Source organism: Kaistia sp. 32K (genome assembly GCF_016629525.1).
Classification (GTDB): domain Bacteria; phylum Pseudomonadota; class Alphaproteobacteria; order Rhizobiales; family Kaistiaceae; genus Kaistia.
This window is the reverse complement of sequence record NZ_AP024269.1, coordinates 70,391-97,214: the sequence shown is the minus strand read 5'-3', so window position 1 is coordinate 97,214 and position 26,824 is coordinate 70,391. Positions and strand designations below refer to the sequence as shown.

Annotated in this window: 23 protein-coding genes; 12 read left to right on the top strand and 11 right to left on the bottom strand. The window is 69.4% G+C overall.

All coding sequences use genetic code 11. The features are described 5' to 3' along the window. The first annotated feature begins 49 nt into the window (after positions 1 to 49). From K32_RS00405 to K32_RS00395, 3 genes are all read left to right on the top strand, one after another. Positions 50 to 1,102 carry a beta-propeller fold lactonase family protein gene (locus K32_RS00405; RefSeq protein WP_201402131.1) on the top strand — a complete coding sequence of 351 codons (1,053 nt, stop codon included), beginning with the start codon at positions 50 to 52 and terminating at the stop codon, positions 1,100 to 1,102. Positions 1,103 to 1,187: 85 nt separating this feature from the next. Next, the gene (locus K32_RS00400) at positions 1,188 to 2,348 is read left to right on the top strand and encodes a Gfo/Idh/MocA family protein (RefSeq protein ID WP_201402130.1); all 1,161 of its coding nucleotides are present in this window, start codon (positions 1,188 to 1,190) and stop codon (positions 2,346 to 2,348) included. Next, positions 2,345 to 3,301 carry a DUF6492 family protein gene (locus K32_RS00395; protein WP_201402129.1) on the top strand — a complete coding sequence of 319 codons (957 nt, stop codon included), beginning with the start codon at positions 2,345 to 2,347 and terminating at the stop codon, positions 3,299 to 3,301. The genes K32_RS00400 and K32_RS00395 overlap by 4 nt, the downstream gene beginning before the upstream one ends. Here K32_RS00395 and K32_RS00390 read toward each other — a convergent pair. Next, positions 3,262 to 4,251: a glycosyltransferase family 2 protein gene (locus K32_RS00390; protein WP_244669756.1), complete on the bottom strand. Its 990-nt coding sequence runs from the start codon at positions 4,249 to 4,251 to the stop codon at positions 3,262 to 3,264. The two genes, K32_RS00395 and K32_RS00390, sit on opposite strands and share 40 nt — an antisense overlap. Positions 4,252 to 4,282: 31 nt before the next feature. Further along, the gene (locus tag K32_RS00385) at positions 4,283 to 5,653 is read right to left on the bottom strand and encodes an O-antigen ligase (protein WP_201402127.1); all 1,371 of its coding nucleotides are present in this window, start codon (positions 5,651 to 5,653) and stop codon (positions 4,283 to 4,285) included. Positions 5,654 to 5,880: 227 nt separating this feature from the next. On the opposite strand from K32_RS00385, the gene K32_RS00380 reads away from it, so the two are divergent. After that, the gene (locus tag K32_RS00380; protein WP_201402126.1) at positions 5,881 to 6,804 is read left to right on the top strand and encodes a glycosyltransferase family 2 protein; all 924 of its coding nucleotides are present in this window, start codon (positions 5,881 to 5,883) and stop codon (positions 6,802 to 6,804) included. Further along, entirely contained in the window at positions 6,801 to 8,438 is a 1,638-nt protein-coding gene (locus tag K32_RS00375; RefSeq protein ID WP_201402125.1) for a glycoside hydrolase family 44 protein, read from the top strand. Before K32_RS00380 ends, K32_RS00375 begins: the two co-directional genes overlap by 4 nt. 276 nt (positions 8,439 to 8,714) lie before the next feature. Here K32_RS00375 and K32_RS00370 read toward each other — a convergent pair whose 3' ends face one another. The 5 genes from K32_RS00370 to K32_RS00350 form a co-directional block, all read right to left on the bottom strand. Then, positions 8,715 to 9,719, bottom strand: coding sequence for an NAD(P)-dependent oxidoreductase (locus K32_RS00370; RefSeq protein WP_201402124.1), 1,005 nt, complete (start codon positions 9,717 to 9,719; stop codon positions 8,715 to 8,717). Then, positions 9,719 to 11,191, bottom strand: coding sequence for an oligosaccharide flippase family protein (locus K32_RS00365; protein WP_244669755.1), 1,473 nt, complete (start codon positions 11,189 to 11,191; stop codon positions 9,719 to 9,721). Before K32_RS00365 ends, K32_RS00370 begins: the two co-directional genes overlap by 1 nt. Continuing rightward, entirely contained in the window at positions 11,191 to 12,666 is a 1,476-nt protein-coding gene (locus K32_RS00360) for a GumC family protein (protein ID WP_201402123.1), read from the bottom strand. The genes K32_RS00365 and K32_RS00360 overlap by 1 nt, the downstream gene beginning before the upstream one ends. 156 nt (positions 12,667 to 12,822) lie before the next feature. Further along, positions 12,823 to 14,175, bottom strand: coding sequence for an ATP-binding protein (locus K32_RS00355; RefSeq protein ID WP_201402122.1), 1,353 nt, complete (start codon positions 14,173 to 14,175; stop codon positions 12,823 to 12,825). After that, complete coding sequence (locus K32_RS00350; protein ID WP_201402121.1) at positions 14,172 to 14,834, bottom strand: response regulator transcription factor; 663 nt, start codon at positions 14,832 to 14,834, stop codon at positions 14,172 to 14,174. Before K32_RS00350 ends, K32_RS00355 begins: the two co-directional genes overlap by 4 nt. A gap of 98 nt (positions 14,835 to 14,932) precedes the next feature. Between K32_RS00350 and dsbD the strand changes: the two genes are divergently transcribed. The 3 genes from dsbD to K32_RS00335 are packed head-to-tail and all read left to right on the top strand — an operon-like array spanning position 14,933 to position 18,217. Continuing rightward, complete coding sequence (gene dsbD, locus K32_RS00345; RefSeq protein WP_201402120.1) at positions 14,933 to 16,801, top strand: protein-disulfide reductase DsbD; 1,869 nt, start codon at positions 14,933 to 14,935, stop codon at positions 16,799 to 16,801. 34 nt (positions 16,802 to 16,835) lie between these two features. Further along, positions 16,836 to 17,456 (top strand): DsbA family protein, encoded by a 621-nt coding sequence (locus K32_RS00340; protein WP_201402119.1) that lies wholly within the window; start codon positions 16,836 to 16,838, stop codon positions 17,454 to 17,456. Positions 17,457 to 17,506: 50 nt separating this feature from the next. Next, positions 17,507 to 18,217, top strand: a complete 711-nt coding sequence (locus K32_RS00335; protein ID WP_201402118.1) for a L,D-transpeptidase — start codon at positions 17,507 to 17,509, stop codon at positions 18,215 to 18,217. On the opposite strand, the gene K32_RS00330 is transcribed toward K32_RS00335, so the two are convergent. The 4 genes from K32_RS00330 to K32_RS00315 form a co-directional block, all read right to left on the bottom strand. Next, positions 18,214 to 18,465, bottom strand: a complete 252-nt coding sequence (locus K32_RS00330; protein ID WP_201402117.1) for a hypothetical protein — start codon at positions 18,463 to 18,465, stop codon at positions 18,214 to 18,216. The two genes, K32_RS00335 and K32_RS00330, sit on opposite strands and share 4 nt — an antisense overlap. A gap of 43 nt (positions 18,466 to 18,508) precedes the next feature. Next, on the bottom strand, positions 18,509 to 19,738 hold the full coding sequence (gene zigA, locus K32_RS00325) for a zinc metallochaperone GTPase ZigA (protein ID WP_201402116.1): 1,230 nt from the start codon (positions 19,736 to 19,738) through the stop codon (positions 18,509 to 18,511). Between the two features lie 287 nt (positions 19,739 to 20,025). After that, a complete protein-coding gene (locus tag K32_RS00320; RefSeq protein ID WP_201402115.1) occupies positions 20,026 to 20,703 on the bottom strand; it encodes an outer membrane protein in 678 nt (225 codons plus the stop codon). A gap of 264 nt (positions 20,704 to 20,967) precedes the next feature. Then, a complete protein-coding gene (locus K32_RS00315; protein ID WP_201402114.1) occupies positions 20,968 to 21,645 on the bottom strand; it encodes an outer membrane protein in 678 nt (225 codons plus the stop codon). A gap of 624 nt (positions 21,646 to 22,269) precedes the next feature. Here K32_RS00315 and K32_RS00310 point away from each other — a divergent pair. The 4 genes from K32_RS00310 to K32_RS00295 are packed head-to-tail and all read left to right on the top strand — an operon-like array spanning position 22,270 to position 26,811. Beyond that, positions 22,270 to 23,256 carry an NAD(P)-dependent oxidoreductase gene (locus K32_RS00310; protein ID WP_201402113.1) on the top strand — a complete coding sequence of 329 codons (987 nt, stop codon included), beginning with the start codon at positions 22,270 to 22,272 and terminating at the stop codon, positions 23,254 to 23,256. Further along, positions 23,256 to 24,395 (top strand): glycosyltransferase family 4 protein, encoded by a 1,140-nt coding sequence (locus tag K32_RS00305; RefSeq protein WP_201402112.1) that lies wholly within the window; start codon positions 23,256 to 23,258, stop codon positions 24,393 to 24,395. Before K32_RS00310 ends, K32_RS00305 begins: the two co-directional genes overlap by 1 nt. Further along, positions 24,395 to 25,696, top strand: coding sequence for a lipopolysaccharide biosynthesis protein (locus K32_RS00300; RefSeq protein WP_201402111.1), 1,302 nt, complete (start codon positions 24,395 to 24,397; stop codon positions 25,694 to 25,696). The genes K32_RS00305 and K32_RS00300 overlap by 1 nt, the downstream gene beginning before the upstream one ends. After that, positions 25,693 to 26,811: a glycosyltransferase family 4 protein gene (locus tag K32_RS00295; protein ID WP_201402110.1), complete on the top strand. Its 1,119-nt coding sequence runs from the start codon at positions 25,693 to 25,695 to the stop codon at positions 26,809 to 26,811. Before K32_RS00300 ends, K32_RS00295 begins: the two co-directional genes overlap by 4 nt. Positions 26,812 to 26,824 lie beyond the last annotated feature (13 nt).

Here is a 26,824-nt window from a genome sequence, read left to right as displayed (position 1 = left end):
TTGATCTAGGCTTCGGCCAAAGCAGACATTCGATCGGGGGAGACCAAACATGTCCGACTACAAGCTCGCCAGCGGCGAGGCGCTGTTCGTCGCCTCGCGCGGTGTCTTCGAACTGCACGGCCTGACCCGCTGGGTGCAGAAGGACGGCGCGTGGGTCGGCGAGACGCTGGGGCGCGCCGAGCAGCTTTCCGCGCTTGCCTGGCATCCGACGCTGCCGGTCATCTACGGCACGTCGCGCGCCGGCATGGACGGCGAGATCCACGCCTGGCGGATCACGGGCGACAAGGCCGAGACCATCGGCGAGAAGAAGAGCGGCGGCGCCGAGCCCTGCCACCTCGTCGTCGACCCGTCGGGCAAACTCCTCGTCTTCACCAACTACACCACTTCGACGCTCGGCCTGCAGCGGCTCGGTTCGGATGGCGGCTTCGACGGCGAGGTTGCACTTGTAAAGCTCTCGGGCGGCGGGCCGGAGATCGACCGGCAGGACGACGCCCATCCGCATCAGGCGTTCTTCATCGGCGAGACGCTCGTCATCATCGATCTCGGCGACGATTCGATCCGCGAATTCAGCCTCGACCTCTCGAAGCCGGGCGCCGCCGCCCTGACGCAGACGCGGGTGACAAAGCTCCCCGCCGGCTGCGGCCCGCGCCATGCCGTGGTGCTCAACGACGGCCGCCTCGCCGTCTCCGGCGAGCTCGGCTCCAATTTGCTCGTCGGCCATCTCGGCGCGCCGGAAGGCGCCTGGCAGAGCGTTCCGAGCACGACGCGGCCGGGCCCCGCCCGCACTCGCCACCGCCGCAATTATCCCGGCGACATCCAGCGCTCGGCCGATGGCTGCTTCGTCTATTTCGCCAATCGCGGCAACGACACGATCGCAACCTTCGACGTCTCTGGCGCGAAGCCGGTGCTCGTCTCGGAGCTCGATTCGACCGTGTTCTGGCCGCAGCATCTGCTGGTGCATGGCGACCATCTGCTCGTCGCCGGCTGGGATTCCTCCCGCGTCGCCGCGCTGAAGCTCACGGACGGCATTCCCGGCCCGGCCGAGACCGCCTTCGAATGCGCCGGCCCCGGCTGGCTGCTGCTGCAGGCCAAGCAGGGCTGACGGGTCAGCCCGCGTTAAGATCCTGCGGCTATGGTCGCGGCGCGCCCCGGCGGCGCGACCGGAGCGCGAGGGAGACGGGGGCGGCATGGCGACGACGACGGAGACGGGCATCGCCATCGTCGGATGCGGCTATGTCGCCGACGCCTACCGGCAATGCCTGCCGCTGCATCAAGGCACGCTGCGGCTCGCCGGCGCCTATGACCGCGACCCCGAGCGCCTCGCCGCCTACCGGGCGACCTGGGGCGACCGCGCCTATGCCTCGCTGGACGAGCTGCTGGCGGATCCATCCGTATCGATCGTCCTCAACCTGACCGATCCCGAAAGCCACGCCGCCGTCACCGAGGCCGCGATCGCCGCCGGCAAGCATGTCTATTCGGAAAAGCCGCTCGCCATGACGGCGACCGAGGCGGCGGCGCTGCGCGACCGGGCGCGGGCCGGCGGCGTCCGCCTCGCCTCGGCGCCGTGCAACCTGCTCGGCGAGAGCGTGCAGACCGCCTGGGCCGCGATCCGCGAAGGCCGGATCGGCAAGGTGCTGCTCGCCTATGCCGAGCTCGACGACGGCATGATCCACCGCGCCAATTATGGCGATTGGCGGAGCCGCAGCGGCAAGCCATGGCCGGGCCGCGGCGAGTTCGAGACCGGCTGCACCTATGAGCATGCAGGCTATGCGCTGACCGTCTTCGCCGCCCTGTTCGGCCCGGCGACGCGGGTGACCTCGTTCGCGGCGCTGCTCGTCCCCGACAAGGACACGACGCCGCCGCTCGCCCATCCGGCGCCGGATTTTTCCGTCGGCTGCATCGAGTTCGAGAGCGGCGTCGTCGCCCGCCTCACCAATTCGATCGTCGCGCCTTATGACCACCGCATGCGGATCATCGGCGAGACCGGCACGATCGAGATCAAGGAGCCGTGGGACTATGCCTCGCCGGTCATCCTGCGCCGTCCCGGCGAAGGGCGGATCGCGCGGCTGATCGAGCGCCGCCTCGGCGGCGGCCTCGGCAAGCGCCTGCCGATGGCGCGGCCGGTGCCGTTCAAGGGCGGACGCGGCAAGCCGACCATGGATTTTTTACGCGGGCCGGCGGAGCTGGCGGAGGCGATCCGGGACGGTCGCCCGTCACGGCTCGACGAGGATTTCGCCGTGCATGTGACGGAAGTGACCGAGATGCTGCAATATCCCGAGCGCTTCGATCGCCCCGTGCTCGTCAAATCGCGCTTCGCGCCGATCCGGCCGATGGACTGGGCGACATGACCGCCGCTCCCGAAGCCGCGCTGATCACCTGCTCGTTCCGAGGCGATCTCGACGTCTGCCGCATGCTCTGCGAGAGCATCGACCGTTTCGTGCCCGAGACGATCCCGCACATTCTCTATGTGCCGCGCGCCGACATCCCACTCTTCGCCGATCTCGCCTCCGACCGCCGTATCGTCGCCGCCCAGGAGGACCTGCTGCCGCGCTGGTTCCTGAAGCTGCCGCTACCCGGCCCGGAATGGCGCCGCCGGCTGCGTCTCCCCCGCCGCAACATGTATGTGACGCCCTACAGCCCGCTGGTGCGCGGCTGGATCGCGCAGCAGATCATGAAGATCGCCGCGACGGCGAACGCGCCGGCCGAGATCGTCGCCCATGTCGACAGCGACAACGTCTTCATCCGCCCGCTGAAACTCGAACACCTCGCCCGCGACGGCAAGGTGCGGATCTATCGCAATCCGGAGCGGGTCGAGCTGGAGACGCACCGGGTCTGGCAGGAGACGGCCGGCAAGCTGCTCGGCCTGCCGCCAAGCCGCTACTATGGCGCCGAATACATCAACCCCTTCGTCGTCTGGCGGCGCTCCGTCATCCGCTCGATGATCGGGCGGATCGAGGCGATCGCCGGCCGCGACTGGCGCATCGTCCTCGCCCGCACGCCGCATTTCGCCGAATATGTGCTCTACGGAGTCTATGCCGACCAGGTGCTCGGGCTCGAGGCGGCCGGGCTGATGGCGGAGGATTTCACCCTCTGCCATTCGCGCTGGGGCGACGAATTCGCCGGCGCCGAGGATGAGGGCGCCTTCATCCGCGCGCTCCGGCCGGAGCATGTCACCTGCCTGATCCAGTCGACCATCGACACCTCGATGGACAAGCGCCGCGCCATCTTCGAGCAGGTGGCGGCGCTGGCCAGAGAGCAGGATCAGGAAGCGTCGCGCCTTACAGAATCCGCCTCGCGATAGACGGGATAGAGGCTGCCGAGCGAAAGCTTGCCGCGCACGCCGGCCCAGCGATAGCCGAAATCGGCCTCGGCCGCGCCGCCCAGCCGGCGAACGCCCGGATAGCGGAGCGCCAGCAGGCCGAGTTGCGCCAGCGCCTTCGCACGCAGCCACCAGCGGGTCGCGACCGGCCACCGGCTGTTGCCGGCGACGGCCTCGGCATAGACCTGCCCGCCGGCGAAGAAGCGGCGGCGGAGATAGGCGGGATCGCAACGATCGGCCGGGACGATCTCGGAAACCCGCGCCGCCGGCAGCCAGCCGAAGCGGCGGCCGCGCGCCTGCAGCCGGCAGAAGAGATCGAGATCCTCGCCGCCGGCATGGCCGAAGCGCGGATTGAACGGATCGGCGTCGGTCAAGGTCGTGGCGCGGCGGAAGATCGAATTGCAGGTCGCAACCGTCAGCACGCGCTCGCTCCGCCGGCCGAGCGCCACCACGTCCTGGCCGGGTGGCGCCTCGATCTGGCGCGAGAAGAGCGTGCGGATCGCCGGCGTCACCCGCTCCGGCGCCGCGAAGACGGGATCGACGCCGCCGAAGAAAACGTCATGCGGATGGGTCTTCAGCCCTTCCACCACGGCCTCGAACCAGCCCGGCGCCAGTTCCTCGTCGTCGTCGATGAAGGCGATGAAGGGCGCGTCGGTCGCCCGGATGCCGGCGTTGCGCGCCACGGAGATGTTGGCGGGATGGGCCTCGACATAGCGGATCGCGAACGGGCTCGCGGCTTGAGCCGCCGCGACGACAGAAGCGGCCGAGCCGTCGTCGCTGTTGTCGGCAACGACGACGGAGAGCGTCGCACCGAGGGGAATCGCCTGCCTGCGGATGCTGTCGAGCGCGCGGGCGAGCAGCTTTTCGCGCCGATAGGTGCAGATGACGATCGCGAGATCGATCGCGCCGTCCGCCTTCGTCGAAATGTCCAAATGCCCTGCCCCCGCCGGTTCTGCCGCTTTCCTAACCCAACGCGCGACGTCCGGCCACCTCGGGGTCCTCCAGCGTCCGGCTGCGCGAGAGGAGAAAGAGGAAGAGCACGACGACATTCGAGAGCACCGTGCCGCGCATGAACAGCGTCGCCTCGGTCAGGTTGTGCAGGAGCGTGATCAGGAGCAGCAGCGCCATGAAGCCGATGGCGGCGCGCGAGGGGCGGCCGAGCGGCCCGGCAAGCGCCTGCGCGGCGCCGGAGACGACGCCGCGGGCGACGATCCATGTCGCGAGGAGGGTCGCCGGCAGGCCGACATGCAGCCAGAGCTCCAGGTAGCCGTTATGCGCCTGGTTGATGGTGCCGATCTCGACGTCGCCGAGCCAGGTTCCGGGCTCCAGCCGCTGCAGCGGATCCGCCGCCAGCCCGACATCCCAGAACGCGCCATAGCCGTGCCCGAGCCAGAAGCGCTCCTCGGCCGACCGCAGCGCGAAGGCCCAGAGCTCGTCACGGCCGGTGAAGGAGGCGTCGCCGAGCGTGGCGTTGAGCAGGGCGTCGAGCTCGAAATCATAGGCCGCGAACAGGCCGAGTAGAGTGGCGAGCGCGGCGAGGCCGAGCCCGATCATCAGCAGCACGAAGCGCGTGCCCCAGCGCTCGGCAAGCGCGACGGCGACGAGGACAGCGAGTGCCAGGCCCGTCAGGCCGATCGAGGTCTTGCTGCGGGTGAGCACCAGGAAGAGCACGGCCGGCAGCAACATCAGGAGCCCGAACAGCACGGGCCGCGCCCCGCGTGCGCCAAAAATCCAGGTCGCGCCGCAGAGCACGGTGATCATCGCCACCAGGCCGGCGACGTTCTTCTGCGTATAGAGGCCGCGCACGCCGATATCGGTGACGGCGATGCCGGGCCAGAGCGCGGTGCCGACGAGATTGACCAGCATCACGCCGGTGAGGCCGACGAACCACCAGCTATGGAAGCGGCGGAGATCGCGCAAGCCCACCGCGATGCCGGCGGCGATCGTCGTCAGAAACACGAGCAGGATCGCCCGCCGCAGCGTCAGCCCCGGATAGTCCGACCAGAGCGTGCTCAGGAGACAGAAGCCGGTCAGCGCGATCAGCGGGATATTGGCGAGGAAGAGCCTCGCCGCGGCGCGGTGATGCACGACGAGGGCTGCCAGCGCCAGCAGCACCAGCCCGAGCGCCACGACGCGATCGAGCGGATTGCCCTCGAGCCGCTCGGCGACCGAGGCATCGGCGAAGGGCCGCGTGCCGACGAAGGTATAGACCATGAAGCCGGCAAAAAGGACGGCATGCAGGAGGCCCGACAGCCCGGCCTCGCTGCGCCAAGACCCGCGCGGCGACGCGCCGGCCGGGGCGCGGAGCGGCGCGGGCATCGGGGCATCGCTCATGCGCTCGGGCTCCGTCGAGGGAAGGCGGCGAGCCCATGGGCGCGCGCCGGCTGAAACCGCGGCAGGACGCGCCGTCGCGGCGATGCGACCGTTTGGTCGAACCCGCCCTGCTCGCTTGCCTTCCTAGCATAGATTCGTAGGATCGGCGGCCAAGCGAAATTCAGTCGCCTTATGGTTCGCATTCCGACGTTCCTGGCGATCCTTCCCGTCGACAGGAGACGTTACGAGTGGATAGCGTTTCCATCGTCATTCCCACTTTGAACCGCCCGCAGGCCTTGCAGCGCGCCATCGCCAGTGCGCTCGCGCAATCGGGACCGTTCGCCTTCGAGATCCTCGTCGTCGACAATTCGCGCGACGGCAATGCGCGTGACCTGGTCGAGGCGATGGCGCGCGACGCCGCGCATCCCGTCCGCTACATAGCCGCCCCCGTGCCCGGCGTCGCCAATGCCCGCAATGCTGGCGTCGCCGCGTCCGCGAGCCGCTGGATCGCCTTTCTCGACGATGACGAGGAGGCGTCGACGAACTGGCTCGGTCGTCACCTCGAAACGGCGCGGACGAGCGGCGCGCAGGCCGTGTTCGGCCCGGTCCTCGCAAAAGCCGAGGGTGACCGGGCGATCGGGCCGCTGGCGCCCTATTTCTCCCGCCGGTTCGACCGCCTCGACGGGGAGGACGTCACCGACCTCGCGCCCTATCTCGGCACCAACAATTCGATGTTCGAGCGCGAGGCCTGTTTCGCGGTGAAGGTTCCCTTTGACACCAGCATGAACGAGATCGGCGGCGAGGATACGCTGCTGCTGAAGCGGCTCGCCGACGAGGGCAAGCGCTTCGCCTGGTCGGCGCGGGGCACCGTGACGGAATGGGTGCCGGAGCGGCGGCTGAGTTGGGCCTATGTGCGCAAGCGGAAATTCCTCTCCGGCCAGATCCGCGTCCTGACGCACTGGAAGACGCGACCGGTCGAATGGTCCCGCATCGCCTTCTGGATGAGCGCCGGGATGATCCAGATCGTCCTGCACGGTATCCTCGTGATCGCCCTGCGACCGTTCCATCCGGTCCGGGCCGAGAAGGCGCGCGTCAAGCTGCATGGCGGGCTCGGCAAGGTGCTTTGGGCGCGCTCCCGCCCCGCCCTCTACGGCTCGGGACTGGTCTCGTGAACACCGGGTCGCCGGTCCCGCCGACACGGCGCGCCGTGCTCGCGGGCGGGTTCGCCGCAGGTCTAGCCGGCGCCCTGCCGGCCCGGGCGCAATCGGAAGGACGTTGGACGCTTCGCGTCGCCGATGGCGGCAGGCAGCGCCCGATCCACCCGCTGATCTACGGCTCGAACGAGATCGGCACCATGGATGGCGGCGCGCCCTCCGCCGAACTCGACCGGGCCGCCGGGGTCACGGCGCGCCGGCTCGGCGGCAATCTGATGACGACCTACAACTGGGTCAACAACGCCGCCAATTCCGGCAAGGACTACCACCAGGCCAACGGTTCGTTCCTGCTCGACGTGCTCGGCCTGCCGAAATCGGAATGGAGCCGGCCGGCGCTGCTGATCGAAACGATGCACGAGACGTCGCTGGCGATGGGCGCGCAGAGCCTCGTCACCGTGCCGCTCGCAGGATATGTCGCTGCCGATTTCGACGGCCCGGTCGGCCCGGAGGAAAGCGCGCCGTCACCGCGCTTCGTGCCGGTGCGGTGGGAGGGCGGCCGAAGCGCGAGCGACCCGATCGACCCCACTGTTGCCGACATCCCGCAGTGTCTCGCCCGCCTCGTCGAGCGCTTCGGCGGCGCGGACAGCGAGCGCGGCATCCCCGCCTATGCGCTCGACAACGAGCCCGGCCTCTGGGCCGAGACGCATCCGCGCGTCGTCACCTCGAAGCCGACGATCCGCGCCTTGCTCGAAAAATCGCTCACCGCAGCTAGGGCAATCAAGCGGATCGATCCGGCGGCGCGCGTGTTCGGCCCGGTGAGCTGGGGCGCGTCGGAGATGGCGAATTTCCACGACGCGCCGGACTGGGACCACTATCGCGCCCATGGCAGCTTCCTCGCCGCCTATCTCGACGCGTTTCGCCGCGCTTCGGAGCAGGACGGCATCCGCCTGCTCGATGCGCTCGACGTGCACTGGTATCCCTACAGCCGCAAGGGCGACCTGTTCCGCACCGAAGATCCCGCTTTGGCGCAGGCGCTCCTCGACGCGCCGCGCTCGCTGACCGAGCCGGGGTTTCGCGAGGACAGCTGGGTGACGGAGGCGCTGCCGGAGGGCGGTGAGCCCGGGCTGCCGCTGCTGCCGAGCCTCGAGGCGATCGCCGCCGAAAACTTCCCCGGCACGCAGATCGCCGTCACCGAGTTCAACTATGGCGGCGCCGGCCAGGTCGCTTCCGGCCTCGCGCTCGCCGACGTCCTCGGCCGCTTCGGCCGGCACGACATCGTCTTCGCCAGCCATTGGGGCAGCCTCGACGGCAGGCTCGGCGACGCCTACCGGCTCTATCGCGACAAGGACGCGACGGGCCGACGCTTCGGCGATCGCTCGCTCGACGTCGCGATCACGGGCTCGCCCGGCCTCGTCGCCTATGCGGCGACGGCGGCCGACTGGCCGGGCGTGCATGTCGTCGTGATCAACAAATCGGACCAGCCCGCGAGGCTCGACATCGGCTTCGACACGCCCCGCGCGCTGGCCGCCACGATCGGCTTCGACGGGTCTCTGCCCGGCGTGACGGCGATCGACGGCGGGGCGCAGGCGATCGACGGCGGCTGGCGGCTTGCCCTGCCGGCTCGCGCGGCGCGGCGTTACGCGTTCCGATGAGGGTCTGGACCAGAGGTCTGTACATCGAGGCCACTCTCCCGGACGGCATTCCCAAAGCTCGACCATCATCCTGAGGTGCCCGGCGAAGCCGGGCCTCGAAGAAGGGTCCAGGAAACGCCCGGATGGAGCGTGCGAGGCGGCCTTCGTCAGACTTCGTCTGCGAACTGGAGTGCCTCGCTGGATCCTCCTTCGAGGCTTCGCTCACGCGAAGCACCTCAGGATGATGGCGGAGGCTAGTCGATCGGCCTGGAAGAGTCGCACAGAAGCGAGGGCCGCTCAGCGCGGTTTGAACTCCGTCCGCGCCAGGCCGTCGCGGAGCCCGATCCGAGGCGCGAGGCCCCGGCCTTTGGCGGCGCCCGTGCTGTAGGTCACGTCGCGGCCGAAGATCGCCATTTCGGGCGGCGTCGGCGCCAGGGCGGCGCGGCGGAACAGCGGCAGGCGCAGGCGGCGGCAGATCTTGGCCGGCACGGCGAGCGACTGGCGGAAGCCGAGCCTGAGGCCGCCCAGCCGGCGCAAAGGCCGCGCGCCAAGACGCTCGGCGAGGGCCGAGAAATAGACATTCCAGCTCGGCGTCTCCGGCCCGACGACATTGAGCGTCGTCACCGCCGGCCATTCATGCGGGGCGAGCGCGATCCAGCGCGCCGCCATCGCCACCATCGCGGCGACATCGTCGACATGCACCAGCGCCGCCGGCCCGGAAGCCGCCGGCCCGAAATCGCCCCAGGCGCCGGCGCGGATCCGCTCGGCCAGCTTGTCGGTCCAGAACACGCTGCCGGTGCCGTAGACGATGCCCGGCCTGAGGATCAGCACCCGCCGCTCCGGCGCCGCCGGATCCTGCGCCCAGGCCCGGACGAAGGCCTCGCAGGCGATCTTGCCGTCGCCATAGGCGCCGGGGCTGCCGGCAGCGCCCATTGTCTCGTCGACGATGCCGGTGCGCTCGCCATAGACGGCGATCGAGCTCAGATAGATCAGAGAGGGGACGCGGGCAGCGCTCATCGCGGCAAGCAGGTTGCGGCATTCGCTGACCATCGCCCGCTCGTCGCCATAGGCAGCATGGACGACGACCTGCGCGCCGGCGACGGCGGCCCGCGTCGCCGCCGGATTGGCGAGATCGCAGGGGACCGCGACGGCGCCCGGCGGCAGCGTCGCAGGCTGGGTGCGCCGGATCCCCGCCCGCACCGCAAAGCCGACCGCGGCCAGATCCCGCGCCGCGACGCTGCCGATGAAGCCGGCGGCTCCAGTCACGAGAACGGTTCGGGCGTCACGGGGCGTAGCGGTCATCAGTCAGGATCCAGTATCGAGCGGGGGGCTCGGCGGCCGGGGGCAAGGACCGCCATCAGATTGCGTAGCGCCGGACGGGCGAACAGCGCCAACAGCCCTGCATAGACCAGAATGCCGGCGAGGATCGAGAGCCCGAGCGCGAGCGGCCGGTTGATGCCGGCGGCGAAGGCCCCGGCGCCGGCGACGAGCACGCCCATCGCGGCCGCGAGCGCCCAGGCCGGCAGCAGGGTCAAGAACCGCTCGCGCCGCGACCAGGCGAGGTAGCGCGGCGGCAGGCCGATGGCGAAGCCGGCCTGCACGGCGTCGCCGGCAAGCCGCGACAGGCCGACGCTGATCGGCCCGAGCGGGCTCGCCGCGACGAGCACGACGAGCGTCGCGCCGAAGCCGGACAGCGCGCCGATCAGGCTGAATTCCGGCCGCGCGCTCGCCGAGAGCGCCGTGTAGACGAGCCGCGCCGGCAGCAGGATGGCGGCGCCGACGGCGAGGCAGACGGCGATGTCGATCGCTCCCTCCCAGCCCGGGCCGGCGACGATCGGCAAAAGGATCGGCGTCACCGCCGCGAGGCCGATGAAGAGCGGCGCGATGACGAAGGCGGCGTTGGCGACGACGGGCTCGACCCGGTCGCGCAGCCGGGCGGGCCGGTCGGCAGCGCCGGCGAAATAGGAGAAGGCGAGGTTGTGCGAGGTGGCGACGATGGCGCCGCGGATCGGCTCGATCAGGCGCATCGCCATGTTGACATAGCCGAGCACGGCGACGCCGTAGAGCGCGCCGACGACGTTGTTGAAGGCGAGATAGGTGAGGTTGTCGGCGAGGCGGTCGAGGAAGGAGATGCGGGCGAAACGGCCGATATGGCCGAGATGCGCCCGCGACCAGCGCGGCAGGATCCAGAAGCCGAGCCGCCATTGCAGGATCAGCGCGCGCGCCACCACCACGAGGAGCCGCTGCGCGATCAGCGCCCAGACGCCGCCGCCGGCAAAGGCGATGGCAAGCGCCAGCGCGATGCCGACCGCATGGCCGGCGAGCGTCGCCATGGCGACGTCGTTGAAGCGGCGAAGCCGCCGCGCCAGCGCGGTCGCGATGTCGGAATGGCCGCTGAAGAAGATCGAGAGCATGGCGACCGGCAGCAGGATCGCCATCTCCGGCTCGCCATAGGCGGCGCCGAGCCAAGGACCACCGACGGCCGAGAGCGCGAGCAGGACCAGTCCGATCAGCCACGACATGGCGAGCGCGGCGCCGAGATGGGCGCGGCGGAGCGACCGCCTTTGCGCCAGCGCCTCCTCGAACGGCGCGCCGACGCAGACCGACGCCACCGCGACCAGGGTGAGGACCAGCGCGCTGATGCCGAAATCCTCCGGCGTCAGCATGCGCGACAGGATGACGGTGCTGCCGGTCAGGAGCGCCAGCCGGCCGATCGCGTCGGTGCCGGCCCAGCCGATCCAGCCGAGCAGGCGGGAGGAGGTCCCGCCGGCCATCAGGAAGGCTGCGCCATCCCGTCGGACGGGGCGCGCTCCCGTGTCGAGGCAAACCGCAGGGAGGACGAGGCGGCCGCCGCGCCGATGGCGAGCATGGCCTGGAAGGTGACGAGGGCGGCGGCGAGGATCATGCCCATCAGCGCGCCGAACACGCCCCAGACGGCCAGCCCCTTCAACCCGCCACGCTCCGGCGGCGGCTGCGCGATCGAGACGATGCGGACATTGCCGGGATCGATGCGGCCGAACTCGCTGACCTGCAGCGCGCGGGTCTTGAAGGATTCGAGCAGGGCGCGGTTGCTCTCGACCTCCTGCTCGAGCGTCCGCATCTCGACCTTCGACTGCTGGGTCTTCGCGGCGTTCTCGGAGAGCGAGGCGACGGTCCGCGCCAAGGCCTGCTGCGTCGTGCGCGCCCGCTCCAGATCGGCGCGGGCGGCGAGCTTGATGCGGCCGAGCTCGGTGTCGATGCGCCGGCCGATCGCGGCGACGCGTTCGCGCGCCTCGCCAAGCGCCGGGTGACGATCGCCGAGCCGCGCCGCGAGCCCGGCCAACTCGTCCTGCGCCGCGTTCTGCCGCTCGATCAGAAGCGTCAGCACGCGGCTGTCGTCGCTCGAACCGAGCATGCCGAGATCGCGCGTGGAACTGTCGAGCTGGGCGGCGCGTGAATTCGCCTGGTCGAGCCGCAATTGCGCGGCGCTCAACTCGGTGACCGCCTCGGCGAGCTTCTGCTCGACCACCAGCCGGTCGCCGGTGCTGATCAGGCCGCTTTCGGTGCGGAACGCCTCGGCCCGCGCCTGCGCGTCGCGGAGGCGCGCACGCAGCGATTCGAGGCGGCCGGTCAGTTCGTCCGTCAGCCGCTCGGCCGTGCCGGCGCGGTTCTGCGCGTCTTCCGCGAGATAGGCTTTGACCATCGCATTGGCGAGCCGCGCCGCGAGCTCCGGCGTCCGCGCCGTCGCCGTGACGTCGATGACGAAGCTGCGCTCGGCGCGCGACACGGTGAGCGCGCGCTGCAAGGCCGCCAGCGCCGCCGACTTGCCGCGGCCGCTGTCGAGGCTCGGGCGCAGCGGCATCGGCTCCTTCGGCGCCTCGCCCGCCTCAGCCGCGTCGCCGGCCTCGAGATCGTCCATCAGCTGGCTGTCGTCGAGCACCTTCGAGAGCACACGCTCGGAGGTCAGGATCCGCATCTGGCTCTCGACCACGCCGATCTGGCTGTTGGCGTCGAACTGGGCGTTGGAGAGATCGCCGGGGAAGACCGGCAGGCCGCGCGGATCGAGCAGGAACTGCGCCGTCGCCGCATAGCGCACCGGCAGCAGCGCCTTGGCCAGGATGCCGAGGCCGCCGAAGAGGACGCCCGCGAGCAGGATCACCCAGAGCCAGCGGCGCAGCGCCGCCGACAGCACGGCGAGCGCCATCGGCCAGGGACCCGCCTCGTCGGCCGGCCGCCGGTTCGCCCATCCGTTGTCGCGGGAGACGTCCATCGACGCGCCGGCTTCCTCTTTTCCATTCATAGTCGCGCCGCCGGATCGGGGCCCGAATACGAAACGCGGACAAGGACCGTCGACCGCGTGCGAACGCGATCGGCAGTCCGGAAGCGAGCCTAGTCCGCCGCCGATTAATATAAGGTAATATAAGGGTCAGGCGGCCGCGTCGGCGGCGCGCCGAAGCTCGGCGTCGCCGGCGCGCCGGAGTTCGGCCCGGAGGCCGCTCCGCCCCGTCCGTCCTCCCAGATGCAGGCTCCAGCCGATGCGCGCCGCCGCCGCCTCGACGATGGCGAGGCCGAGCCCGCTGCCGACGGGACTGCGGCTGCGTCCGCGATAAAAACGCTGGCGGACATGCGGCAGCTCGTCGGCGTCGATGCCAGGTCCCTCGTCCTCGACCATCACGCCAAGCCCGTCCGGCGTGAAACCCCAGGTCACCGTGCCGCCCGGCGGACTGTGCTGGACCGCGTTTTCATGCAGGTTGCGGAGCGCGATCGTCAGCATCTCGCGGTCGCTCGGCACCCGGCGATCATAGAGCAAGGGATCGACGACCACGCGGCAGCCGGGCGCCGGGCCGCCGATGGCGCGGATCTCGTCGATGATGTCGCCGAGGCTGATAGGCGAGGCCGGCGGCGTCGACGAGCCGGCGTCGAGCCTGGCCAGCACGAGCAGCTGGCGCACCAGCCGCGTGGTGCGGTCGACGGAGGAGAGGATCTGCCGCAGCGCGCCGTTGCGGATCTCGTCGTCGGTGGTGGCGAGCGCGATCTGCGTCTGGGTCTTCAGCCCGGCGAGCGGCGTCTTCAGTTCATGCGCGGCGAAGGCGGTCACCTCGCGCTCCTGCTGGCGCGCCGCCTCGACCTTGGCGAAGAGCGCGTTCAGCGCATCGGCGAGCGGGCGGATTTCGGCCGGCGCGTGGCTGGCGTCGATCGGGCGCATGTCCTCGGCGTCGCGCCCCTCGAGCGCCCGGGTGATGTCGCGCAGCGGGCTGAGGCCCCGGCCGAGGCTGATCCAGATCAGGAGGCCGAGCAGCGGCGCCACCAGCAGCGTCGGCCACAGGAGACCCTTGATCAGGTCGGCGATCAGCCGGTCGCGCAGGCTGAGCCGGTCGCCGACCATAACGCGGACGCCCTTGGCCGCATCGTCGACGGTGAAGATCCGCCAGCGCACGCCGTCGATGATGCGCTCCGAGAAGCCGGGCGCGGGACCGGCGAGCTGCTCGTCCGGGGCGCCGGAGGAGCGGGCGATCAGCCGGCCGTCGAGCGACCAGATCTGGCAGGACAACTGGCGGGCATAGGAATCGCCCGGAAGCGTCGCCGCCGGCTCGCCCGGAGCCGGCAGGCGACCGGAAACCAGCGAATCCACCATGCGCGCCGCTTCCTGAAGCCGGGTGTCGAGCACGTGTTCCACTTCGACGCGGCTGACCTGGTAGATCCAGACGACGGCCGAGAGCCAGATCACGCCGGTCGCGAGCAGAAGGATCAGGAAAAGGCGGCGGCGCAGCGAGTTCATGCGTCGTTTCTCATCCGGTAGCCGAGGCCGCGCACCGTCTCGATGGCGGCGCGGCCGATCTTGGCGCGGAGATTATGGACGTGCACCTCGACGGCATTGCTCTCGACCTCCTCGTGCCAGCCATAGAGCCGGTCCTCGATATCGGCCTTGGAGCGGATGATGCCCGGCCGCTCCATCAGCAGCGACAGCACGGCGAATTCGCGCCGCGACAGCGGGACGTCGACGCCTTCGAGCGCGGCGGTCATGGCGGCGGGATCGAGGACCAGCCCGCCTGCGACCAGCATCGGCGCCGCCCGTCCGCCGGCGCGGCGGGCAATGGCGCGGATGCGCGCCGCCAGCTCGTCGAGATCGAACGGCTTGCTCAGATAGTCGTCGGCGCCGCCGTCGAGCCCGCGAATGCGATCGGAAACCTCGTCGAGCGCGGTCAGCAGCAATACGGGCGTGCGGTCGCCCGCCCTGCGCATCTCCTTCAGCACGTCGAGGCCCGAGCCGTCCGGCAGCATGACGTCGAGCACAACGGCGTCGAAGTCGTGCCCGGCCAGCGCCGAGCGCGCGTCGCCGCAGCAACCGACGAGATCGGCGGTGGCGCCGGCAAGGCCCAGCCCGACTTTCAGCCCGTCCGCCAGGATCGGGTCATCCTCGACCACCAGAATGCGCATCGTGTCTCCTTTGCGCCCCATCATGCCATGCCAGCTTAAGGCTGCCTTAAGGTGGAATTCAGAAGGGAGGCTCCATGACGAAAAGCATGAGCCCCCTGATGTCGCGATTCCTACCGTTCGAACGTGCGCTTTCCCACGCGCTGACGTTCACCGCCCTGCTTCTGCTGGCGGTACTGACTTTCCTGTCGCCTGCCAGCGCGCAGACGCCGCCGGCGGCGGACGACGTGTTCTCGCTTTCCGCGAGCCGCGACGCCTCGGGCGATCTCAAGCTCGGCTGGACGATCGCCGACGGCAACTACCTCTATCGCGACAAGATCGGCGCCAGCGACGCGGACGGCGCTGCCGTCGCGGTCACGACGCCCTCCGGCGAGATGAAGGACGATCCGAATTTCGGGCCGACCGAGGTCTATCACCGCGAGGCCGAGGCGCGGATCCGGGCCGCCGATCTCGGCGACGGCGAGACGCTGACCGTCACCTTCCAGGGCTGCGCCGAGGCCGGCATCTGCTATCCGCCGACGCGCCGGACGATCGATCTCGCCACGCTTTCGGTCAGCGCGGCCGGCCCGGCCTTCAGCCTCGCGACGCCGAAATTCGACATGGCCAGCGTCGGCGCCGCCGACGAAGCGACGTCCGTGACGCCTGCGACGCTGGTCGAGGCCGATCCGGCGGATGCCGCCATCGGCACGACGCTGATGGCCGGCAACGCCGCCGTCATGCTCGTCGCCTTCCTCGGCTTCGGCCTGCTGCTGGCGCTCACCCCCTGCGTCTTCCCGATGATCCCGATCCTCTCCGGCATCATCGCCCGTTCCGGCGCCGACACCTCGGCGCGGCGCGGCTTTACCCTGTCGCTCGCCTATGTGCTGGCGATGGCCGCGGCCTATGGCCTGCTCGGCGTCGTCGCCGCCTGGTCGGGCCAGAATCTCCAGGCCGCGCTACAGACGCCCTGGGCGCTCGGGCTGATGAGCCTGGTCCTCGTCGCACTCGCGCTCTCCATGTTCGGGCTCTACGACCTGCAGGCGCCGGCCTTCCTGTCGCGCTTCCTGCAGCCGGCGACCGCCGGCAAGGGCGGCTCGCTGGCGGGCGCCGCCCTGCTCGGTTTCGGCTCGGCGCTGATCGTCGGCCCCTGCGTGACCCCGCCGCTCGCGGCCGCCCTCCTCTATGTCTCGCAGACGGGCGACGTCGCGCGCGGCGCCGGCGCGCTGTTCGCGCTCGGCCTCGGCATGGGCCTGCCGCTGATCGCGGTCGGTACGTTCGGCGCCGGCGTGCTGCCGCGCGCCGGACCGTGGCTCGGCCGCATCAAGGGCATCTTCGGCATCGTCTTCCTCGGCCTCGCCATCGAGATGGCCGGCCGAGTGCTGCCCGGCTCGCTGACCCTCGCGCTCTGGGCGCTGCTGGCGATCGGCACCGGCTTCGCCCTCACCGCCGCGCCACGCTCCCTGCCCGCCCGGCCGCTCATCGACCATCCGCGCCGGACGCTCGGCTTCGCCGCGCTGGTCTATGGAGCGGTGCTGATCATCGGCGCCAGCGCCGGCGCCGAGGACCCGCTGCGGCCGCTCGCCTTCCTGACCGAGGGCCGGACCACGACAGCGACGACCCGCCACGAGACGGCGCTTCGCGTCAGCTCGCCGGCGGCGATGGATGCCGCCATCGCGGGCGCCCGCGCCGAGGGCAAGCCGATCTTCGTTTCCTTCACGGCCGACTGGTGCACGGTCTGCAAGAGCAACGAGCGCAACGTCCTCGCCGACCCGGAGATCTCCGCCCGGCTGGAGCGGGCCTCGGTGATCCTCGCCGACGTCACCGCGACGACGCCCGACACGCAGGCGCTGATGCAGCGCTTCGGCGTCGTCGGCCCGCCCACCATGCTGATCCTCGACCCCGGGACCGGCACCGAAATCGAAGGCACGCGCAGCATCGGGGCGACAACGGCTGCGGCGTTTGGAAGCAGCTTGCGGCGCGCAGGCGTCTGAACATCGCCTCATCCCCCGGTTATAAGGAGACATCATGATCACCCGCCGCAACTTCTTTGCTTCGAGCGCTGCCGCCTTGGCCGTTGCCCCGCTGCTGGCCAGCCCGGCCTCGGCGCAGCAGGTCGACGTCAATGCGATCCTCAACGATCCGGAAGCGCCGGTCGGCGGCAATCCGAAGGGCGACGTCACCATCGTCGCCTATCTCGACTACAACTGCATCTACTGCAAGAAGTCCGCGCCCGAGCTGGAACGCGTCGTCAAGGAGGACGGCAACATCCGGGTGATCTACAAGGACTGGCCGATCCTCAGCAAATCCTCCGTCGTCGGCGCGCAGCTGGCGCTCGGCGCCAAGTACCAGGGCGGCTACGAGACGGCGCACAACGCGTTGATGAACGTCTCCGGCCGCAGGGCCTCGGAAGAGGACATGCTGAAGGCGATCCAGGCCACCCACCTCAATATGAAGCGCCTGCAGGCCGACCTCGACAATCATGGCCCTGAGATCACCGCGCTGCTCCAGCGCAACCTCGCCCAGGCCGAATCGCTGGGCCTGACCGGCACGCCGACCTTCCTGGTCGGGCCGTTCCGGACCGGCTCGCTCGACTATGCCGGCTTCAAGCAGGTCGTCGCCGACGCGCGCGAACGCCAGGCCAAATAACCGAAATCCGTTCCCCCAATCCCATGCCCATCCCAGCAGAAAGAAGCGCCATGTCGCTTTCCTCCCACCCGTCGCGCCGGAACTTCGTCGCCCTGGCACTGCTCCTGCCGGTCGTTACCGCCTGCGCCACGACGGGTCCGGTCGCCGAAGCGCCGCCGCGCCTCGACCCGGCCACCGTCAGCCGCTACGCCGCCATCGACGACGACAAGTTCCCGATTCCGGCCGTCGACCTGAAGCGCCTGCAGACGCGCAACATGCGCCAGGTGGTCAAGGACCCGACCGGCGAGCAGCCCGGCACGATCGTCGTCGATCCGCACAACCGCTTCCTCTACCTGGTGCAGGAAGACGGCCAGGCGCTGCGCTACGGCGTCGGCGTCGGCAAGGCCGGTCTCGAATTCACCGGCTCGGCGACGGTGCAGTACAAGCGGCAGTGGCCGCGCTGGACCCCGACGCAGGACATGATCAAGCGCGACCCCGAGCGTAACGCGAAGTGGGCCGGCGGCATGGAAGGCGGCCCGGAAAACCCGCTCGGCGCCCGCGCGCTCTACCTGTTCAAGAACGGCCAGGACACGCTCTACCGCATCCACGGCACCAACCAGCCCTGGTCGATCGGCCAGGCGGTGTCGTCCGGCTGCATCCGCATGATGAACCAGGACATCCTCGACCTGTACAACCGTGTCCCCTCCGGATCCAAGGTCGTCGTCCTCGACAGCCCCGAGAGCCAGAGAGAAATGGCGCAGCTGCCGCCGGCGAATATCTAGTCCGCCTCGACCGGAGGCCGGTCCCGCCAGGCGGTGGCAAGATCGGCCTCGGTCAGCTCGTGCATCGCCCGGTGCAGGGCGATCCGGAACGGCGGCGCGTCGGCCGGCACCACCAGCACCACGGTCTCGCGCGGCGGGCAGCCCGGCCGCGCGCAGGCAAGCTCATGCACCAGGACGCGCGCCGCCTCGTCGAGACCGAGCGCCACCCGCGTCCATGCCTTGATGCGGGCCGAGGCCTCCACGTTCACCGCCGGCTCACGCGGCGCGAACGGGTTTAAAAACCGCATCGCCTCACGCCGCCCGGCCGCGCCGCCAGTCCGGGAACGGATCGTCGAGATCGCGGTACGCGGCGATGTCGAAGCGGGCGGGATCCGACGAGCCGACCAGGCAGGCATCGAGCGCCGCGCGGATTGCCGCCTCGTCGAGCTTGCTGCCGATGAAGACCAGTTCCTGCCGGCGATCGCCGAAGGCCGGCGCCCAGTTCCGCTTCAACCGTGCCTGCCATTCGGCGTCGTCCGGCCAGCGCTCCTTCGGCACCGCCGCCCACCAGAAGCCCATCGGCCCGGTGCGGCAGAGCGATCCGGCGAGGCTCATGTCGCCCACCCATTCGGGCCGCGTCGCCAGCCAGAACAACCCCTTCGCCCGGATGAGCCCCGGCCAGCTCGCCGCCAGAAACGCCTGAAATCGGGCCGGGTGAAACGGCCTCCGCGCCCGGTAGACGAAGCTCGATATGCCGTATTCCTCCGTCTCGGGCACATGGTCGCGAAAGCCGTTCAGTTCCTTGAACCAGAGCGGATGTTCCTCGGCCCGGTCCGGATCGAACAGGCCGGTGCCGAGCACATCGCCGATCGCCACCCGGCCGAAGGCGGCGAAGACGATGCGCGCGTCGGGATTAAGCGCCCGCACAATCGTGGCGACCAGATCGCGCTCGTGCGGCTCGACGTCCTCGGCCTTGTTGATAACAACGACATCGGCGAACTCGATCTGCTCGACCAGGAGATCGACCAGCGCCCGCTCGTCGCCCTCCCCCGCCGTCTCGCCGCGATGGCGCAGGAGATCCCGGCTGGAATAATCGTTCAAAAGGTTCACCGCGTCGACGACGGTCACCATGGTGTCGAGCCTTGCGACGTCGGCGAGCGACGCGCCCGCCTCGTCGCGAAACTCGAAGGTGGCGGCGATCGGCAGCGGCTCGGCGATGCCGGTTCCCTCGATCAGCAGATAGTCGAACCGCCCCTCGACGGCGAGCGCCCGGACTTCCTGCAGCAGGTCGTCGCGCAGCGTGCAGCAGATGCAGCCATTCGACATCTCGACGAGCTGTTCCTCGGTGCGCGAGAGGTTGGCGCCACCGTCGCGCACGAGCCCGGCGTCGATGTTCACCTCGCTCATGTCGTTGACGATGACGGCGACGCGCCGGCCTTCGCGATTGTGCAGGATGTGGTTCAGCAGTGTCGTCTTGCCGGCGCCGAGAAAGCCGGAGAGCACGGTGACGGGCAGACGGCCGTCGGCGTCGATGGGTGGCATCGCGCAGTTCCCATGTTATGTTATAACATAACGCTTGTACGGAAGGATCCGCCGCCTGGCAAGCGGCTTCGGCGAACCACAAGAGCGTTTTCGAGCGAAGTGAGTACCGGTTCGCGTGAAGAAAACGCGACCCAACAAATAGTTGGAGCCTTTCATCGTTTCCATGAAACGATGAAAGGCTCTAGCGGGCACGGCCAACAAAAAGGGGCCGCGCGAGGCGGCCCCTTTTGAGCTCAAAACGAAAAGGCGGCCCGATGGGCCGCCTTTCCGGTACCGATCCCAGCGGATCAGAACTTGTAGTTCAGACCAGCCTTGATGACGTTGGTCGTCAGGTCGGCCTTGATGCCGTTGGTGGCGTTCTCGAAGTAGGTCTTGGAGCCGAGGTCGACGTAGTTGTACTCGAGCAGGCCGGTGATGTTGTGGGTGAAGGCGTATTCGGCGCCGACGCCAGCCGTCCAACCAACGTGCCACTTCGAATCGTCGACCGAGCCGATCGGGGTGTTGACGTCGATCTTCGACTGGCCGTAGGCGACACCGCCCTGGCCGTAGACCAGGAAGTTGTCGAAGGCGTAGCCGACGCGAGCGGTCGTCGAACCGAGCCACTCGAGCTTGTTCTCGGCCGTGGCGCCGAGGAAGTTCTGGTCGCCGATCTTCGCCGAGGTGTAGGCGAAGTCGGTCTGGGCGCCGATCACGATGTTGTCGATCTGGTAGTTGTAGCCGGCCTGCGCGCCACCGATGAAGCCGGTGTTCTTGTCGCTGCCGATGTCGACGCCGGTGAAGCTGTAGTCGCCATCCAGGATCGCGGCGCCGGCGTGCACGCCGAGGTAGAAGCCGGTCCAGTTGAAGGCGGCCGGGGCAGCGGCGGCGACCGGAGCGGGCTCGTAGGTCAGGTCAGCGGCCTGGGCGGTGAGGCCCAGAGCGAGCAGCGAAACGGACGCGAGAGCGGAAACGCGGAGGATGTTCATCGGGGGCTCCATGCAAGAACGTGAGCGAGTTATATCACAGCCCAACCGAATGAGTGTTGTCGCCGAGCCACAGCAAGAAGCAGAAATTAGGCAGAGAATTCAGTTTCTTAGCTTGTCAAATACATAGAAAGACAACGCAATTAACATTGATATTCGGAGACATGATTTCCGAATTGTGAACCGCCGAGCCCCCCTTTCGCATCGACCCAAAACGAAAAAGGCGGCCCGATGGGCCGCCTTTCCGGTACCAATCCGAAAGTCGGATTAGAACTTGTAGTTCAGACCAGCCTTGATGACGTTCGACGTCAGGTCGGCCTTGACGCCGCCGCCGACGACGTTCTCGAAGTAGGTCTTGGAGCCGAGGTCGACGTAGTTGTACTCGACCAGGCCGGTGATGTTCTGGGTGAAGGCGTATTCAGCGCCGACGCCAGCCGTCCAACCAACGTGCCACTTCGACTCGTCGAACGAACCGACCGGGGTGTTGGCGTCGATCTTCGACTCGCCGTAGGCGACACCGCCCTTGCCGTAGACCAGGAAGTTGTCGAAGGCGTAGCCGACGCGAGCGGTCGTGGTGCCGAGCCAATCGAGCTTGTTGTCAGCCGAGTAGCCGAGGTACGAGTCGCCGATCTTGGCCGAGGTGTAGGCGAGGTCCGTCTGGGCGCCGATCACGATGTTGTCGATCTGGTAGTTGTAACCAGCCTGGACGCCACCGATGAAGCCGGTGTTGGACTCGCTGCCGATGTCGAAGCCGTTGACCGTGTAGTCGCCCTTGGTGATCGCGGCGCCGGCGTGCACGCCGAGGTAGAAGCCGGTCCAGTTGAAGGCGGCCGGGGCAGCGGCAGCGACCGGAGCGGGCTCGTAGGTCAGGTCAGCGGCCTGGGCGGTGACGCCGAGGGCCAGCAGCGAGACGGAAGCGAGAGCAGAAATGCGGAGGATGTTCATCGGGGAGCTCCATTGAATAACGTGAGCTAGCTATATCACAGCCCATCCGAATTAGTGTTGTCGCCGAGACACAGCGAGAGTTTGAATCAAAGCAGTGAAATCGGCCTCGCCACAATATCTCCACACTTGGATCCAGATTCGGCCGGCTTTCGCAGGCGGCGCCCGAAATGTCGCCACATTCCAGCGATTTCGGATGGAAAACTGCAAGATTGTCGCAGGGCGCGACTCAGGCGCAGCGACTCGGCGAGACTCGCACGAAAGCCAAATCTGATCTGCCTCCGCTCAATACATAGGAAGGCAATGTAATTAACGTGGATAATCGGAAACATCGTTTCCGATTGCTTAACGACCAAGCCACGGCTTTTCGCGCCCCAAGTGTGCCGTTGCACTGCAGCTTGCCGGGCGGAGGCTTTGACATCGGCTCCGGCCGAATGGCGAACTTTCCTACATCGTGCTAAAGAAACGTGCTGCGGATCGACCTGCGACAGGCCGGTCAAAGCCAGTAAGCGCCGGATTCCTCGTCGCATTTCGACTGCCGCCACGCATGCAATGCCCAGCTTGAAATGAAGAGCCGCGCCGGCGACCGAGGTCGTCCGGCCCGGACGAGCCTCCGGGGGGAGCTCCATGGCAAGCCATCGCAGCCGGATTCTGGTGACGGGCGGGTCGGGCTTCGTCGGCAGGGCACTGGTGCGCCTGCTCATCGCCCACCACGACGTCCTGGTGCTGGACGCGCTCCATTTCGGGCGAGATCGCTTCTCCGCCGCCGAGCGGGAGCAATTCATCCTGGTCGAGGGGGATATCCGCGACGGCCCCCTCGTCGCCGGCACGATGGACGCCTTCGCGCCCGAGATCATCCTGCACCTCGCCGCCACCCATTTCATCCCCGAATGCGAGCGCGATCCGCTCACGGCGGTGACGGTCAATCTCGCCGGCACGGTCAACCTGCTTCGCGCGGCGCCTTCCGGGTGCCGCTTCGTGCTGGCGAGCAGCGCCGCCGTCTATCGCCCGGCCGAAAGCCCGCATGTCGAGGACCGCTCGGCGCTCGGCCCGGTCGACCTCTACGGACTGACCAAGTTCCAGGCCGAGCAATATCTCGCCCATTTCGCCCGCGGTCGCGACTTCGCCGGCATCGCCGCGCGGCTCTTCAACGTCGTCGGCCCCGGCGAGACCAATCCCCATTTGCTGCCGGAGATCGTCTGGCAGATACGATCCGGCCGGCGATTGCTGCGGCTCGGCAATCTCTGGCCGAAGCGCGACTATATCCATGTCGACGACGCCGCTTCCGGCCTCGCCGCGCTGGCGCTCGCGGGCAACGTGCCGCGCGGCACCAGCCTCGCCGTCAATCTCGGCACCTCCGAATGCCATTCCGTCGCCGAGATCCTCGACAGGATGCGCGCCATCTCCGGCCTCCATCTCGAAGCCATTCCCGACGCCGCGCGGAACCGCGCCGTCGACCGACCGTTCCTCGCCGCCGACATCGGCCGGATCGGCCGGCGCTTCGGCTGGCGACCGCGCCGGACGATCGACGACAGCCTGCACGATCTCTGGAACCGGCCGGATTTCAGCCCGCTTCTGTTCGAGCGCCCGCTCGAACCGGCCGGGGTGACCTGATGCGGATCGCGCTCCTGACCGAGCTCTTCCCGCCCAGCCTCGGCGGCCAGGAACTGTTCTTCGCCGGCCTCGGCCGGGCGCTCGCCGCGCGCGGCCACGAGGTTGAGATCTTCAGCGTCGCGCATGCCGAGGGGCTCGCGGCCGAGGAGGCGGTCGACGGGCTGCGGATCTACCGGCATCCGGTGGCGCCGACCTACACCGCGCCGCCGCGCGCCTGGATGAAGCGGAGCTGGCCGGCGATTTTCCGCTACGCGCTCTGGACCCGCCGGAGACTTCGCGGCGGCGAGCATGACCTCGTGCTCCTCAATCAATGGCCGCTGCTGCATGCCGTGACCTTGCCGCGCGCGGCGCGGCGGCGGGCGATCCTGCACTGGTGCGAGGTTCGCGACGACCCGTTCCACCGGACGATCCAGCGCTGGCTGCCCCGCCTCACGGCCGACAACGCCGCGATCAGCCATGCCGTCGCCGAGGCGATCGGAGCTGCCTCCGGCCGGCCCTTCTTCGTGCTGCCGAGCGGCCTTGATCTCGCTGCCTATGCCGCGCCGGCCGCCGCGTCCCGGCGGGGACTTCTCTCGCTCGGCCGCGTCGCCGCGCACAAGAACCTGCCGCTGCTCGTCGCGGCGTTCGAGGCGCTGCGCGAGCGCGGCTATCCGGACCGGCTGACCATCGCCGGCGACGGCCCCGCCATGCCGGAGCTCCGCCACCGCGTCGCCACCTCGCCGGCGCGGGAAGAGATCGACATCCTCGGCACCGTCGACGACGCCACCCGCGCCCGCCTGCTTGCCGAGAGCGCATTGCTGGCGCTGACCAGCCGGCGCGAGGGTTTTCCGCGCGTCGTCGCCGAGGCGATGGCGAGCGGGCTGCCGGTCGTCACCACCGACGATCCCGGCAATGGCGCGCAGACCATCGTCGCCGCTTCCGGCTGCGGCGTCGTCGCGCGCGCGGATCCACAAAGCCTCGCCGACGCAGCGGAAGCGGCGCTCGCCGAGGCTGACCGCCATGCCGAGGCCGGCCGCGCCTATGCGGCGTCGCTCGACTGGGACCGGATCGCGGCCCAACTCGAACAGCGGGCGGAGCGATTGCCGCGGCGAGCGGCGCAAGCCGGTCCGGCGAGCGCAGCCACCGGGCAGGCCCGCTGATGCGCGCCGGAGCGACGGCCGACCCGGCAACGCGGACGATTACCGCCCGGCTCGTCACGCCGGTCGCCAATCTCGCTATCCGCGCCATGGGCCTCGCCATGCGCCTCGCCCTCCTCGTCTATCTCGCCCGCTATCTCGGCATCGACGCGGTCGGAAAGTTCGGGCTGATCCAGGGCGCGGCGGGCGTCACGCCGGTAGCGCTCGGCTGGGGCGCCAGCTATTTCCTCGGCCGCGAGATCGTCGGCCGCCCGCCGGTCGAGGCCGGGCGGCGGGTGCGCGACCGGCTGGTCCTGACCGGGCTCAGCCTGGCGGCGGCCGGTATCGCCTGCGCTGCGCTGATCGGCGCCGGCATCGTCACGCCGCCGGCCTCGCTCCTCCTCGTTGCGCCGATCCTCGTTCTGGAGGCCTTCGCCTTCGACATCCATGTCGCGCTGATCAGCGTCGGCAAGCCGCTTGCCGCCAACTGGCTGCTCTTCATCCGCACCGGCGCCTGGGTCGTGCCGGCAGCCGGGCTCGGCATCCTGCTGCCGGAGCTCCGGACGCTGGATTTCGTGCTGGCCTGCTGGCTCGCGGCGCTCTTCGCCAATTTCGCCGGGCTCGCCATCGTCCTCCGCGCCTGGCCGCTCGCCGCGATCGGCCGAGCTTCCATAGACAAGGACCGGCTCCGCCGCCGCCTGCGCGAAGGCTGGCTGATCTATCTGAACGACCTCGCCCTCGTCGGCATGGTCTATCTCGACCGCTACATCGTCGACTGGTTCCTCGATCTCCGCGCCGTCGGCGTGTTCGTGCTGCACTGGTCGATCGCCAACGCGCTGCACGTCCTCGTCTCCGCCGCGATCGTACAGGTATCGCTGCCCGATCTGGTCCAGGCGCGGCGGGACGGCGGGACCGAGGCCTGGCGGCGGGCGCTGGCCCACATGATCGCGCGCGTCGCCGTCGCCGCGATCGCGCTTGGAACGCTGCTGCTCGTCGCCACCGCCTTCGCCCTGCCCCGGCTGCTCGGTGCCGGCGCGCCGGTCGACGCCCGCCTGCTCGGCTGGATGCTCCTCGCCATGGCGATCCGGCTCGTCGCCGACGCGGTCAATTACGGCCTCTACAGCCTCGGCCTCGATCGCCCGCTCGCGCTGATCAATCTCGGCGCCGCCCTCGCCTCGGCCGTTCTCGGCGTTCTGCTCGTCCACGCCTTCGGACTGACCGGCACCGCGCTCGCCATGATCGCAACGGCTTCGCTGCTGCTCGTCTGCCGGTCCCTCGCGCTCGGACGCTGGAAGAATGTCGCGATCGCGGAGCAGCCGGCATGAGTCGCCCGCGCATCCTGCACATCCTGCCGGATGGCAGCCCCGGCGGCGGCGCGACCGCCGTGCTCGGGCTCTGCCGCGATCTCGTCCGCTCCGGCGATTTCGACGTCTCGCTGGTCACCCGGCCAGGATCTGCGCTGCTAACGGCGGCGACGGAGGCAGGGATCCGGACCGAGGCGCTCGACTTCTTCACCGGCCGGCTCGACCCGCGCCTGCCGGGTCGCCTCGCCGAGCGGATCGACCGCATCCAACCCGACATCATCCATGCCCATGGCGCCCGCGCCGGGCTGCCGCTGACATCGCCCCGGCACCGGATATCACGACCGCTCGTCTACACCGTCCACGGCTACCACCACGCTAACAAGCCGTTACCACTCCGCGCGCTCGGCCGGCTGGCCGAACGCCGCATCGCCGGTCAAGCCCACGCCGTCGTCTTCGTCGCCGGCGCCGATCGCGACAGCGCCGACCGGGAAGCCATTCTCGGCCGCGACGATCCGAGGGGACATGGAATCCCGAACGGCATCGACCCCGCCGATTTCGCCGGCATCGAGCCGCTGGATCAACGCTTCGACTTGGTCTTCGCCGGCCGGGCCCACCCCCAGAAGAACCCGCTCTTCCTGGTCGACATCATGGAACGGCTTCGGGAGCATCTGGCCGGATCGGGCCTGCGGCTCCTGATGATCGGCGGCGGCCCGCTCGAGCCGGCGCTCAGGGCGCGGATCGCCGCCAGCCCGGCCCGTGCCGCGATTACATTGGCCGGTGCGCTGCCCCGCGCCGAGGTGCTGCGAGCGCTTCGTTCGGCCCGGCTGCTCGTGCTGCCGTCGCTCTGGGAGGGGCATCCGATCGCGCCGATCGAGGCGCTGCATTGCGGCCTGCCGGTCGTCGCGTCGAAGATCGGCGGCACAAGCGAGATCGTGATCGACGGCGAGACCGGCCGTCTCATCGACGGCTTCGACCCTCGGGACTATGCCGCCGCGATCCTCGACCTGCTGGGAAATCCCGCCCGCCATGCCCGCCTGGCCGAGAACGGCCGCCTTCTGGTGGCCGCGCGCTATCTGCGCAGCGCGGGATCGGCGGCCCATGCAAAACTCTATCACGCGCTGATGCGCCGACGCTGACGGCCAGCTTTCC